Origin of the sequence: Streptomyces sp. NPDC001816, assembly GCF_042892235.1 — a bacterium.
GTDB lineage: Bacteria > Actinomycetota > Actinomycetes > Streptomycetales > Streptomycetaceae > Streptomyces.
Map to the genome: position 1 here is coordinate 1,168,876 of NZ_JBIATY010000001.1, position 13,488 is coordinate 1,182,363.

9 protein-coding genes and 1 pseudogene are annotated in these 13,488 nt (G+C 69.1%); 7 read left to right on the forward strand and 3 right to left on the reverse strand.

Features of this window, described 5'->3' with window-relative positions; all coding sequences use genetic code 11:
• Window positions 1-15 precede the first annotated feature (15 nt).
• The 3 genes from ACFYZZ_RS05300 to ACFYZZ_RS05310 are packed head-to-tail and all read right to left on the reverse strand — an operon-like array spanning window position 16 to window position 2,443.
• Window positions 16-525 carry a hypothetical protein gene (locus ACFYZZ_RS05300; RefSeq protein ID WP_389171753.1) on the reverse strand — a complete coding sequence of 170 codons (510 nt, stop codon included), beginning with the start codon at window positions 523-525 and terminating at the stop codon, window positions 16-18.
• Window positions 522-1,979 carry a hypothetical protein gene (locus tag ACFYZZ_RS05305; RefSeq protein WP_389171756.1) on the reverse strand — a complete coding sequence of 486 codons (1,458 nt, stop codon included), beginning with the start codon at window positions 1,977-1,979 and terminating at the stop codon, window positions 522-524. The genes ACFYZZ_RS05300 and ACFYZZ_RS05305 overlap by 4 nt, the downstream gene beginning before the upstream one ends.
• 47 nt (window positions 1,980-2,026) lie before the next feature.
• Window positions 2,027-2,443 (reverse strand): hypothetical protein, encoded by a 417-nt coding sequence (locus ACFYZZ_RS05310; RefSeq protein ID WP_389171758.1) that lies wholly within the window; start codon window positions 2,441-2,443, stop codon window positions 2,027-2,029.
• Window positions 2,444-2,745: 302 nt separating this feature from the next.
• Between ACFYZZ_RS05310 and ACFYZZ_RS05315 the strand changes: the two genes are divergently transcribed.
• The 7 genes and pseudogenes from ACFYZZ_RS05315 (at window position 2,746) to pglZ (ending at window position 13,470) form a co-directional block, all read left to right on the forward strand.
• The gene (locus ACFYZZ_RS05315; RefSeq protein WP_389171761.1) at window positions 2,746-3,621 is read left to right on the forward strand and encodes a hypothetical protein; all 876 of its coding nucleotides are present in this window, start codon (window positions 2,746-2,748) and stop codon (window positions 3,619-3,621) included.
• 52 nt (window positions 3,622-3,673) lie between these two features.
• Window positions 3,674-3,959: pseudogene (locus ACFYZZ_RS05320) on the forward strand (SAM-dependent methyltransferase); the annotation flags it as partial.
• A gap of 315 nt (window positions 3,960-4,274) precedes the next feature.
• The gene (locus tag ACFYZZ_RS05325; protein WP_389171763.1) at window positions 4,275-4,787 is read left to right on the forward strand and encodes a hypothetical protein; all 513 of its coding nucleotides are present in this window, start codon (window positions 4,275-4,277) and stop codon (window positions 4,785-4,787) included.
• 120 nt (window positions 4,788-4,907) lie between these two features.
• The gene (locus tag ACFYZZ_RS05330) at window positions 4,908-5,366 is read left to right on the forward strand and encodes a hypothetical protein (protein ID WP_389171765.1); all 459 of its coding nucleotides are present in this window, start codon (window positions 4,908-4,910) and stop codon (window positions 5,364-5,366) included.
• A gap of 105 nt (window positions 5,367-5,471) precedes the next feature.
• Entirely contained in the window at window positions 5,472-6,239 is a 768-nt protein-coding gene (locus tag ACFYZZ_RS05335) for a hypothetical protein (protein ID WP_389171768.1), read from the forward strand.
• A 440-nt stretch (window positions 6,240-6,679) separates the two neighbouring features.
• Window positions 6,680-10,570, forward strand: coding sequence for a phage resistance protein (locus ACFYZZ_RS05340; protein ID WP_389171771.1), 3,891 nt, complete (start codon window positions 6,680-6,682; stop codon window positions 10,568-10,570).
• Window positions 10,567-13,470, forward strand: coding sequence for a BREX-2 system phosphatase PglZ (pglZ, locus tag ACFYZZ_RS05345; protein ID WP_389171774.1), 2,904 nt, complete (start codon window positions 10,567-10,569; stop codon window positions 13,468-13,470). The genes ACFYZZ_RS05340 and pglZ overlap by 4 nt, the downstream gene beginning before the upstream one ends.
• Window positions 13,471-13,488 lie beyond the last annotated feature (18 nt).

The following is a 13,488-nucleotide window of genomic DNA, read 5'->3' on the forward strand; positions in this document are numbered from 1 at the left end:
CGGCTGGGACTGAGGTCAGAACGCCTTCAGATAGACCCTCGCCTGATCGTCCTTGAGCGCTTGGACGTAGATGTCGATCCACTGCACCTTCTTGCGGCGATCGTCCTTCACGCACGGGGGGCAGACACCGGCTGAACGGGCTCCCTTCAGCGTTTGCGGCTCGGCCAGCCCAAGGTGCCGGAACAGCTCGCCATCCGGGGCGAAGTCAACCTTCTTCACCTTCAGCGGTTCTTCGGGACGAAGGTCCGCCGCGATGCCTTCGGCGTTCTTCTCGCTGGTGACGAACGAAAGGAGGTAGATGTCCTCCTGGGGGTTGATCTGCACGGCTCCCTTGACCTCGGTCGCACCCTTGGGCGCCGTCACGTGCATGAACGCCGACGCCTCGGGCGCGCCGGCGTTCTCGTCCCACCGCGAGGTGCTCCCGTCGGTCACACGGCGATCGTCCGTGTCCGGGCCGGAGCAGGCGGAAAGCAGGAAAGTGGCTGCCACTGCCGCGATGAGGAGGGCACCTCGTTTGATCGTCACCGGTTCTCCTCGTCACCGCGTGAGACGTCGCCGCGGGTTCCTTCTCGTCCTTGGTCCGGCGGGTTCACTGTCGGTTTCGCATCGCTGTCCAGGTCGTACGTGTACGTGGAGCTACTGCCTCGCATGTCGAACTCCTGAGCAAGTCCGGTCTTGTGCAACCGTCCCATCTCGGAGTCCGGGATCACCACGCCGCCGGGGAAGGTGGTCGACTTGCCGGCGTCCCAGTTGTACCGGTCCCACACGTTGGCCTGGTATTCGAGCGAAACCTTCGGCTTGCCGTCCGCTCCGGGGGTGACGGTGACCATCCCCGACACGTTCTGCTGGTGGGAGCCGACCGCGTGGAACCACTCGTCGCTTTGGAAGGTGCGACCGACCGCCTTGCTCTCCACCGGCACGACGACCGTCTTGTCACCGCCGGCCTTCTCGAAGGCATCGAGCCCTTGCTGTCGCCACGCGTCCTGGTTCTGGGCGATGTGGACCGAGACATCGTCGCGAAATCCCGGATCATCCTTGAGGATGCGGTCGATGTCCAGGTCCAGTGGCTCACCCGTTGCACTCAGGTAATGCTCCATGTTGCGTGACGCCGCGTTCTCGCCGCTGACGTCGCCGCCGGCCGCGATGGCCTGCGCGCGGGCCAGGTACCACAGATCCTTGGCCGTGGGCTTTTCGGTGTCGAAGGCTCCGGACCCCGCGTCAGCAGCATGCCAGTGGTACAGCGGGCTCATGATCCCCGCCTTCCGCAACTCGTCGCCCTTCTCCTGAAGCAGGATGCCGCGCGTGACCGGATCGAGGCCGCGCCACCACTCGGCGACCGCCTTCTTGCCCTTGGGGACGTGCTGCGCCTTCGCCCTCTCCGCAAGCGACGGGTACGGGTCGGGCCCCGCTTCCCGGTTGAAACCGCCGATCGTGCCGTCCAAGGGGTCGCTGTCCTGCATCACGGAGGCGAGAGCGAGTTTGAACCCCTCGTCCGCGTCGTTCAGGGCCGCCACCGCCGAATCCAGTTGCGCGGCCCACCCGGCAGCAGCCTTGCGGGAGCTCTCCTGGTAGTCAGGATCGTGCACGTAGGCCATGTACTCGCTGTGATCCAGCTTGGACGTGTCGAAGGCGACGGCGCCTTGCTCGGACACCTTCATGCCGGCCTTCACCGCGTCCTCTCGGACGTACTCGATCTTCTTGCGAAGACGGCTGAATTCAGCGTGCGCGTCCCGGAGCAGTTCGGCGACGGCCTTCGCCTCGCTCTGCGCTCCCTGGTACTCCTTCCACGTCACGTCGAAGCGTGCGGAGCCGACGTTGGCACTCAGGCCCACCCATGTGTCACCGAGGGAAATGCCATGCACTTCCTGTTGGTAGGTCCGCGCGAGCTTGTCGAAGTCCTTGGCCATGGCGGCCCAGTCGTCGGCAGCCGTGGTGAGCTTCGACAGGTCGGTGCCCATGATCTCGTAGTACGTCACCATGACTGAACTCCTGTTTCAGCGCCCGCGGTTCGGTCGGACCTGTGCGATCAGAACGAGTCGAGCGCGGAGGACTTGCGGATGCCCAGCTCGATGCCGGTGTCCGTGTTCTGCAGCAGCGTGTTCGTGGCGCGCAACGCGGCCTTCTCCGAGCCGAGGCGGTTCATCAGCGTCGTGAGCTGTTCGCTCCACGTCTTATGCGCGGTCTTCAGAGCAGGTCCGGTGAGCCACCCCTCAAACTCCCGTGCGGCTGCCCCCGTGCTCTCACGCGCCTGGGTGCCGTCCCTGTGGGTGTCAGGTTCCAGGTGCCTCTCGATCGCCTCGGCTGCCTTCTTCTTCTCCGCGGGGCTCGAAGCGAGATCCTTGCCGCCGGACGGCGAGCCTCCACCGCCATCGAGCGGTGCCGCATGGTTCAGGCGCATCCGGGTCGGCGCCGCGCCGCCCGGTGATACGTCGTCTTCGGTCATGATCTCTCCCCCGAGTGTGATCAGATGCCACAACTTTATGTGAGGCACAGTTAGGGCTGCAAAGTGCTGGTGAGCCGGAAACCAGCCTCGCTGACGCGGTACGGACCGCGTCGACGAAGGCGTACCTGACCCTGGACGGCACGCGAATCCTGGGGGCTCCTCCGCGATCTGCGGCGCCCAGCCACCCGGATCGCCAGCCTTGTCCAGGCCGTCTCCATCCTTCATCTCCGGCTCAGAGCGAGGACGGGAAACGGTCAGTGCATGCTGGCCCTTGGAGCGCGGAGCTACTATAAGTTCCTGCCATGAAGCAGGGTAAAGAGGTCGAGAACCCCGAGTCGCGCTTCTTCGCGGTGCTGCTGGCGGCGGCCAAGCTCCCCGGTGTGCGTATCCACCGAGAGGCGTACCTCCGGACGGCGCTGGCGCGCCACTGCACCGAGGAGGAGATCCGCAGAGCGATCGAAGAGACCCCCGCGGCGGCGGGTATCACCGTCGACGTTCTGGAGAAAGCGGCCAACGACTCGATCCGTTACGAGACCGCCAAAGTCAGCGCTCTCTCCGCCGCGGCCGGGATACCCGGCATCCTCGCCCTTCCCGCCACGGTGCCCGCCGACTTGGCACAGTACGTCGGCCACATGCTGCGTATCGCGCAGAAGCTCGCCTATCTCTACAGCTGGCCCGAACTGTTCTCCGACGAGGGCGATGATGTCGATGACGCGACCGTGGAGGTGCTCACGCTGTTCTTCGGCGTGATGTTCGGCGCCCAGTCGGCGAACGCCGCGGTGGGGAAGGTCGCGGGGATGATGTCGGAACAGGTCGCCAAGAAGCTGCCTCAGAAGGCGCTCACCAAGGGCGTCGTCTATCCCATAGTGAAGAAGGTCGCGGCCTACATCGGCGTCAAGATGACGAAGGAGTCGTTCGCGAAGGCCGTCTCGAAGGCCATCCCTCTCGTAGGGGCTGCTGTCTCCGGTGGGCTCACCTTCGCGACCTACCTCCCGATGGCCAAGAGGCTCAAGAAGCACCTCGCCGGCCTGCCGCTGGCGTACCCGTCGCACCGAGTGATGGAGGCGGAAGTCGTGGACGGTGAAGTCGTCGAAGAGCACGAATCCTTCGTCCCGGCACAGGCTGAACCGCACGGCGCGGACTCCGCTGCCGTCAAGCTGGAGGAACCCAGGTCCTGACCCCGCGAGTGGCCTCCTGGCTGCCGAAGGGGCCCGCCTTCCGCCTTCGACGGTGGTGCGGGCCCGGGTTCGTAGCTGCGGGACACCTTCGCCGCTGCCCGGGGGTGACTTCGCGTTCTCGCAGCCTCCGGCCATCCCCGGCGCGTACGGGGCGCAGGGCATGGACAAGGGGACTTCGTCGGTAAGGCGATGTTCACCTACCGCTACAGCCGCCGCCCGGCCGTCTGGGAGCGCCTGCTCACCAGGGCCGGGTTCACCTCGGCCGACGCGCGGGTTCTTCGACGCGCCTCCACCGCGGGCCCATCGGGACGCTCCTCGTCCGTGCGGTCGCGCCATGACGGACCCGGCACCGGGGACGGCGCAGGGTAGGTCGAAGTCCGTCCCCCTGCCCGCCGGGCCCACCCCCGAAGTAGTTCAGTTTTCATGAACATGTAAGTTCACATAACATCCATGCTCTCCACTCCTTCTTCATGTCTCTCGGGGGAACGATCTCCGTGCCTCACCGGAAATACTTCGGCGCACTGGGCGCTGTCGCCATCTCCATGACGCTTGCCGCGTGTGGCCACACCGCCACGCCCACGGCTGCGAAGCCTGCCCCGTCGAACAGCTCCGCCGCGTCCACCCCGGCATCCTCCTCCCCGACGCCACACGCAGTGCTCCTCAGCAAGGGTCAGCTCACGTCAGCTCTGCTGTCGCTGTCGCAAATGCCTGCCGGCTGGTCGACCGAAGAGGACTCCAGCGCGGGTGACAAGACGTTCTGCGACTACCGTCAGCCGCATAAGGCCCGGATTCAGGTCTCCCGCACCTTCCAGAAGGGCGGAGGGCTGACCGCCACGGTTGCGACCGTGGGCATTCGGCAGTACGCGAGCGCGAGCGATGCCGCCGAGTCGTTCACTGCGATGGAGAAGGCACTCGAGACCTGCCACCAGGAGACCTATCAGGGGTCAGTGCTGAAGTACTCGCCGATGAGCGTGGACAAGCTCGGCGACCAGTCCTTGGGTGTACGCATCGACAGCGATGGCACCACGCTGCTCCAGCAGTTCACCCTCGACGGGCCCACTCTGATCAACGCCGGCACCGGCGGCCTCACGAACGCGGAAGCCGACACGGCCACCAAGCTCCTGCGCGACCAGGTCGACCGGTACGAGGCCGCAGCCCACAAGTAGTCCGGGCTGCGAGAGCCGCCTGGCCTGAGAGGCAGGAGCTCGGCCGACCCGCGTGCACCAAGGAAGTCCTCCGCTCGGTCGGTAGGCGTGAGGGCGACATCGTTCGAAACAAGAGGAAACATGGCTAGTTCTGCCAACCGTGATGACGCGACGCAGGGATGCCTTGCACTGGTCGCCATCTGTGCCGTTGTGGTGGTCGGCTGGCTGGTGTGGACCGCCGTGATGTGGACTGTGGCCGAGTGGCGGTGGGCGTGGTTCGTCGGATGCGCGGCTGCGGCTCCGGCTGCCGCGTTCGCGCTCGTGTTCGCGTGGGGTGAGGAGCGTCCGTTCGTGCCGTCTCGCCACCGGGAGGCTTGGATGACGGCGGTCGTCACCGCCGTGGCGGCGGAGGCACCTGCTGTCGTCCTCGTGAAGGGCTGGGGCACCGGTGCGGTCGCGCTGCTTCTCGCGCTTGGAGCCGGGTCTGCCGGTGTGCTCGATCCGTTTGACCGGCGTGGCGTCCGTCATGCCGGCAAGTCCTCCCCTGCGGGCGTCGACGAGAAACAGAGGTCTGCCGACGCTTCGGCGGCGACGGAGTGAGTGAGAGCCGGCAGCCCTTGGTTGCCTGCTGCGCGCCTCATCGGAACGTTTTCTGAGTCAGCGGCCCTGACCCGTCCCGGTCTGTCTGTACTTGTTGGAGTCCCCGTGATCCCCCCGTCCTTCTTGTCCGGGCAGCGTGTTCGTCGCCTGGGAACCCTGCTGGCCGTCCTGTGTGTGAGTGCAGGGGTCATCGCCATCGGTGAGGCGTCCAGCGGCGAGGCCGCAGCGCCGCAGGCCGACCATCGCCGCGCTGCTCCTTCCGCGAGCCCATCTGTCGAGCCTGCACCGACGAAGACCGCGCTCAAGACGTCAGCCCGTCCGGTCCCGCAGGTGAAGTCCGCCCGTTGTACGGGACGGGCCAAGAACATGTTCTTCACGGCGGCGGGGGGTTCGGTCACGGAGCCGTCCTCGCAGCCGCCGGCGTACCTGCGGATCAAGAAAGCCAGTGTGGTGCGTGACAGCAAGGGCGTGACGGTGAGCTACACGCTCGCCGGCAACGCTCCCGAACCCGGTTCGGACGCGGACGCCACCTACTGGACGTGGCTGGGGGATGGTCTGGACGACATGGACGAACCTGCCGTGAGCATGCAGTACCTCGACTCGCGTTGGTTCGTGCACGTATCCGGAACGAACGACGTGGTCGGAGGAGACGTGGAAGCCCGGCCTGAGATACATGGCCACACTGTCTCCGTCCGGCTTCCGCTTCGCGTCTCCACGTCGTCCGGCTATGTGGCGGACCTGTCGAAGTTCACGCATGCCGGTTGGTCCACGGAGGGCAAGGACCCCTCGGGATTCGGCACCTGGATGGATGGCTGCCCGATCAGTGGGGAAGAAGCCGGCAACCCGGGATCGTGGGAAGTGGCACTGCACTGAGCTCGCAGCGGGCGTGCGGCGAGGGCCGTGTCCGCTTGCTGCGCGCTCTCCTGCCCTGCCGATCAGGATGACAGCAGCACAGCGGTGCGACGGTGCACGGGGTATACGGCCTGGGGGTCGGCGGAGTGCCGATGTATGGTGCTATGCGCAGGCCGTATGGGTGACCGTTCAGTACGAGGGGGACATGCAGTGCAAGCGCCGCACCTTCCCTGACTCGGCCGATGCCGTAGACGTCGTCCTCGCCCGGTGGCACGTGGCCGGTCCCTCCTCGCCGCCGGCCAGGACCACCAGCACGTCGCACCGTCCACATGCCGCCCGTGCTTCCGGATCTTCCTCCATGGCCCGGACCGATCACCGGCTTCGGGCAGGAACCGCAGACCCGCACCACATCGAGTACGAGCACTAGCACCGAACACCGTCAGGGAGAGCGAGAACCCGCGATGGCCCAGCAGCCCCTCCTCCGCGATGTCATCGATATCAAGGAGTCCATCTCCACTTCGGACTTCGTGCTGTCCCTCGCCGAGGCGACGACAGACGAGGGCGCCCAGCACGCGCTCAAGGACTACGTCGTCACGGAGCGGCTGCTGGAGAACTTCGACGAGGCGCTGGACCTCATCAAGTCCGCGCTGGACGGTCACCGTTCCAAGGCGGCGTACCTCCACGGCTCGTTCGGTTCTGGTAAGTCACACTTCATGGCGGTTCTCTACGCGCTGCTCAGTGGCAACCCGGCCGCCCGTGCCCGCACCGAGTTCGACCCGGTCCTGACCAAGCACGAGTGGCTGAGCACGGACGGCAAGAAGTTCCTGCTCGTGCCGTACCACATGCTCGGCGCGAAGGCCCTGGAGCAGCGGGTGCTCGGCGGGTACGTGCACCACGTCAAGAAACTGCACCCGGATGCCCCGACCCCGCAGGTGTACCGGACCGACTCCCTCTTCGCCGACATCCGCGCTCTGCGCGCCAGCACGGGCGACGAGGCAGTGATCCGCGGCCTGGGCGGCAGCGACGCGGGCGACGGCGAGGAGGACGAGTGGGGCGAGGGCTTCGCCTGGACCCCGCAGCTCCTGGACATCGCGCTCGCTGCCGAGGAGAACCACGAGGCGGGCGTCCCGCTCAACCTCACCAACCCCTCCACCCCGGCCGAGCTGCGGGCCAAGCTGGTCAACGACGCCGGTACCAACCTGCTCCCCGGCTTCACCAAGAACGCCGCCGAGGACGAGCACGGCTTCATCTCCCTGGATGCCGGTCTGTCCGTCATCGCCGAGCACGCCAAGTCGCTCGGCTACGACGGCCTGATCCTGTTCATGGACGAGCTGATCCTGTGGCTGGCCACCCTCATCCACGACCAGAAGTTCGTGGCACGCGAGGCCAGCAAGATCACGAACTTCGTGGAGGGCGGCGACGCTCGCCGTGCCATCCCCGTCGTGTCGTTCATCGCCCGTCAGCGCGACCTGCGCGAGCTGGTCGGCGAGGAGGTGTCCGGCGCGGCCGAGTCGTCCATCCAGGACACCCTGAACCTGGCCTCCGGCCGGTTCGACAAGATCACTCTGGAGGACCGCAACCTCCCGCAGATCGCCCACGCCCGCCTCCTCAAGCCCAAGGACGCCGAGGCGGCCAAGCTGGTCGACGCGGCCTTCGAGCAGACCAAGCGGGTCGGCCCGCAGGTGTGGGACACCCTGCTCGGCTCGGAGAAGGGCACGACCGGCGCGGACGCGGAGTCGTTCCGCCTGACGTACCCGTTCTCGCCGGCGTTCATGGACACCCTCGTCCACATCTCGTCCGCGCTGCAGCGCTCCCGCACCGGTCTCAAGCTGATGGGCCAGCTCCTCGCCGACCACCGCAACGAGATCCGCCTCGGGCAGCTCGTCCCCGTCGGCGACCTCTACCCGGTGATCACGGCGGGCGGTGACAAGCCGTTCACCGACAGCCTGAAGGTCGTCTTCGAGGCCGCCGACAAGCTCTACAAGACCAAGCTGCGGCCCTACCTGCTCAGCTCGTACGACATCACCGAGGACGACGTCGAGCAGTACCGCAACCGGCCCGAGTCCATCACCGACCAGAAGCGGCTCAACGGCTGCAAGATGTTCGTCGGCGACAACCGGCTCGTGTGCACGCTGCTGCTGTCCGCGCTCGCGCCCAGCGTGCCCGCCCTGTCCGAGCTGACCATCCGGCGGCTCGGCGCGCTCAACCACGGGTCGGTCCTCGCACCCATCCCGGGCGCCGAGGTCGGCATTATCAAGAACAAGGTCGCCGAGTGGGCGGCCCGGTTCCCCGAGATCAAGGAGACCGGCACCGACGCCAACCCCGGCGTCCGCCTCGAACTCTCCGGCGTCGACGTGGACTCCGTCATCGCCAACGCCCAGGTCAACGACAACCCCGGCAACCGGGTCGCGCTCGCCCGCCGCCTGCTCTCCGAGGAACTGGGCGTCGAGCACGGCCAGTTGAGCGACCAGCTCAGCTTCACCTGGCGCGGCACCGCCCGCACCGCCGAGATCGTCTTCGGCAACGTCGCCGACGAGGACGAGCTGCCCGACCACGACCTGATGCCGCAGGAGGAGGGCCGCTGGCGCATCGCCATAGACCTCCCCTTCGACGAAGGGGAGTGGGGCCCGGTCGAGGACGTCAACCGCATCCAGCGGCTGCGCGAACGCCAGCAGGGCGAGCGGTCCCGCACCGTCGCCTGGCTGCCCGCGCACCTGTCCGCGCAGCGCTTCCAAGACTTCCGGCGCCTCGTCGTCATCGACAAGGCCCTCGCCGACGAGCACCGCTTCGACACCCAGTACGCCGGCCACCTCAACGCCGACAACCGCAGCCGCGCCAAGGGCCTGCTCGAAACCCAGCGCGAGGCCCTGCTCAAGCAGGTCAAGGGCGCCTTCAAGCAGGCGTACGGACTCGCCCAGAAGCAGGCCGCCGATGTCGTGCCGGACTTCGACGACCACCTCGTCGCGCTGCCCGACGTCGACAGCCTCACCCTGTCCTTCGGGCAGAGCCTGCACGACGGCATCCGGCACGTCGCGGGCAAGCTGCTCGCCCACCAGTACCCGGCTCACCCCGACCTCGACCCCGACGCCACCGGCACCGCCGTCAAGCCCGCCGACACCAAGAAGGTGTTCGTCCACGTCCGGGCCGCCGCCGAGGCGCGCGACGGGCGGGTGGAGGTACCGGCCGCCGACCGCAAGCTCATGCAGCGGATCGCCGGACCCCTGCGCCTCGGGCAGCAGAAGGAGGCGTACTTCGAGCTGTCCCGCTACTGGGCCGACCACTTCCGGCAGCTCGCCCGCTCCCAGGGCGTCACCGGTGACCTGTCGCTGATCACGCTCACCGACTGGACCGACAAGCCCGACCCGCGCGGCCTGCCCGACTTCCTCGCCCGGCTCGTCGTCGCCGCCTTCGCCGAGATGGACGACCGGGTGTGGGTGCGCGGCGGCACCGTCCTCGACCCCGCGCCCGAACTGTCCGCGATCAAGGACCACGACGCGCTGCGCAGCCAGCCGCTGCCCGCCGAGTCCGACTGGGACACAGCGCGCCAGCGGTTCGAGACGATCTTCGGGGCGAAGCCGCCCGCGCTGCGGCGCGGCCGGATGGTCAACCAGTTCGCCCGTCAGATCATCGAGGCCGCCCGTGCCCACCGGGACCACGCGGCCGATCTGGTGCACCAGTTGGAGGCCCACGCCACTTTCCTCGGCCTTGACCAGACAGCCGACACCGGTCGGCTCGCCCTCGCCCGCCGCTCCCTGGAACTGCTGGACGCGCTCACGGCGGAGGCCGGCAAGGGCGCGGCGGGGGCGAAGAAGACCGTGGAGGCCCTCGCATCCTTCGACCTGGGCGATACCAGCGCCGACCGGTACGGCACCTCCATCAAGAAGGCCCGCGCCGTCGCGGAGGCCGTCGCCTCCGCCCCCTGGAGCACCCTGGAACTCGCCGCCGGACTCGGCCCCGAGGGCGAGGCCCTGCTCGACTCGCTGCGCAACGTGGCCCGCGACGACCAGCGCACCGCCGACCTGCGCGACGCCCTCACCCGCACCCAGCGCGAGGTCGTCGCCCTGATCAAGCGCACCCAGTCGGCCGCCACTCCGCCGCCCGCGCCCGTCGCGCCCCAGCCCTCTTCGGCCGGTGACCTGTCCCTGGACACACCGACCAGCGACCCGCGCATCCCGTACACCCCGTCGCAGGAGACTCCCTCCCCGGCGAGCGGTGGCGGTACGGCGCGGAAGTCCGGACGCCGCAGCACGACCGTGTCCCGGGCCGCCGCCGACCTCCAGGCGGAGCTGGCCGAACTGGCCGCCCGCCACCCGAACGCGACCATCGAGATCACCTGGCAGGTCATCGAATGACGGACACCGCCACCGCCGCACCGGGTGCGGTGCGGCTGAACACCGCGACCGTCACCCAGTACCTGTCCTCCCAGACACATCTCGCCGCTTCCCTGACGGGGGAGGAACAGGGGCGGCGCCGGGTCGTGCTGCTGAGGTCGGCGCCGCAGTGGGACGGCCCCGCCGAACCCGTCTGGGGCGAGGGTCTCGCGGCCGGTGTCGCGGTGGCGCCGTCCCCGCTCGCCGTCCACGAACTTGTCCTCGACCACCTGGCGGTCCGCCGCCCTGGCCCCGCCGTCCTGGTCGTCCTCACCGACCGGGAGCAGCACGAACTGGACCCGGCGATCCTCGCCCGCGTCCACAAGCTGCGCATCGACACGGTCGACAGCTGGGACGTCGTCCGCGAGGCGTTCGGCGCCCGGCAGATAGACCCCCGGCTCAAGGACGTCAACTGGGCCGCCGAGGCTCTGCTGGACGCCACCCCGCCCGGCGGCTGGTCGGCCGTGCCCGGCGGCTGGCTGTCCCGCCAGTACGCCCTCACTTCGCTCGCCCAGCGCCGTCTGCGCCTGGGCCGTTACGACACCGAGGCCGGCACGCGCCGCCCCGGCGACGACCGGCTCGACGCGCAGGCCCTGCTGCACTGGTCGACCCGGCCCGGGGCCCCCGAACGGTTCCTGACCCTGCGCGGCCCCGAACGCGCCGGACTGGCGGCCTTCCTCGGCGAGGAGGACCAGGCGGGCCTAGCCGGACGTGCCCTGCTCGCCCTCGTCGCCGCCGAACGCGGCGCGGACGCCGCCGCCTTCGGCCTGGTGTGCGCGGCGTTGTGGCAGCACGCCGAGCCCGCCCCCGAGACCTACCGGGCCCGGGGGCGCGCCGAACGCTACTTCGGCGACCAGCCCCCGGCGACCGGCGAGCAACTCGACGCCCTGGTGACCGTCTTCGGTCGGGCCGCCGAGGAGTACGTGACCACGCTGCTGGCAACCGGACACCGCACCGGCGGCACCGACGCCGAGCAGGCGCGCGAGGCACGTCGCACCACCGGCATCGTGCTCGACCGGGCGTCCGCGCTGGCCCGCCAGTTCGGCGCGGAGGAGGCCGTGGCGGCGAGCCCGGTCCTGCGCGGTGGACTCGAGGCCCGTTTCACCGCCGTCGGCCGAGCCCTCGCGGCGGGCGACACAGCCGCGGTGACGGACGCCGTACGTGCCCTGGAGGACCACCGGCTGGCAGCCGAGCCCGAGGAGGCCGCCCGCATCGAACGCGCCCGCATGGGCCAGCGCCTCGCCCGCTGGCTGGCCACCGATCCGCCTGCCGACGCTCCCACCGTCGCCGACGCCATACAGCGGCACGTCGCCGAGACCGGCTGGGCGGACCTCGCCCTGGAGCACATCGACGCCGGCGGCGACCCGGACCCGGTCCTCAAGGCCGCCTACGACGCCCTCGGCACACGGGTCAGGGACCGGCGGAGGCAGATCGACGCGGCCTTCGCACGCTCTCTGGCCGTCTGGACGGAGGCCGGCACCCAGCCCGGCACCATGCTCACCGTCGAGACCTTCCTCGACCGTGTGGTCGGACCGGTCGTCCGGCACGGTCAGGAGCGGCGGGTGCTGCTGCTCGTACTCGACGGGATGAGCGCGGCCATAGCGAACGAACTCGGCGAGGAACTGCGTCACTCCTGGGCGGAGTTCGACCCGCTGGCCCAGGACGCCCCGCACCGGCGCGCCATGGCCGCCGCATTGCCCACCCTCACCGCAGTGTCCCGGACATCACTCTTCGCGGGCACCCTGCTGAAGGGCACCCAGTCCGACGAGAAGCGGCTCTTCCCCACGCTGAAGCTGTGGGGTGGGGCCCCGGCCGCTGTGTTCCACAAGGACGACCTGCGCACCGAGACCGCGGGCGACGCCTTCGGCCCGGCCCTCACCGAGGCGCTCGACGACGGACGGACCCATGTCGCCGTCGTGCTCAACGCCATCGACGACCGGCTCGCCAAGGAACAGAAGCTGGGTGACGGGACCTGGCGAGTCGACGATGTGCCTGGTCTGCGCGATCTGTTGCGGGTGGCGGCGGCCCAGGGCATGGCCGTCATCGTCACCAGCGACCACGGCCATGTCGTCGACCGGCACGGAACGAAGGTCGACACCGCCGCCGATCCTGCGTCCGCCCGGCATCGCCTGCCCGGCGGCCCGATCGCCGAACGGGAGATCGCCCTCTCCGGACCGCGCGTGGTGTGGCCCGATCCAGGCGCGTCCATCGTCGCGCTGTGGGATGCCGACTCCCGCTACACCACCCTCAAGGCGGGCTACCACGGTGGAGCCTCCCTGGCCGAGTTCACCATCCCCGTGCTCGCCTTCCTGCCGTTCGGGGCGGAACCGCCAAACGAATGGAGGGAGCTGGGCGACCAGAAGCCCACCTGGTGGGCCCCAGAAGAAGCCGACAGGCCGCTCCCGGACGAGCGGGCGGCTCAGGCGGCCGCCGCGGCTGCGAAGAAGGCGACGACGAAGTCCCGGAAGAAGCAGCCCGATCCCGGCACACTGCCTGACGCGCTCTTCGACGTGGCGCTGACGGCCGGGGGAGGCGACGCCCTGCTTACGCCGACGGTCGTATCGCGGACCGAAACGCTCGTCAGGGCCCTGCTCGACTCGGAGACGTACCAGGCACAACTGGGCGGTCTGGCTCGCAAACCCCAGCAGGAGCAGGTCCACAAGGCACTCGCCGCTCTGCTCGACGCGGGAGGCACTCTGCCCGTGACCGCGCTCGCCCAGCGCGCGGGCATGCCCACCACCCGAGGCGACGGTTTCGCCGCCGTCCTGCGACAGCTCCTCAACTACGACGGCGTACAGGTGCTGGAAATCCTGCCGGACGGACGCACCTTGCGGCTCCACGAGGCGTTGATGCGCGAGCAGTTCGCGCTCACGGCGGGCTGACACGGTTCGGGGTGCCTC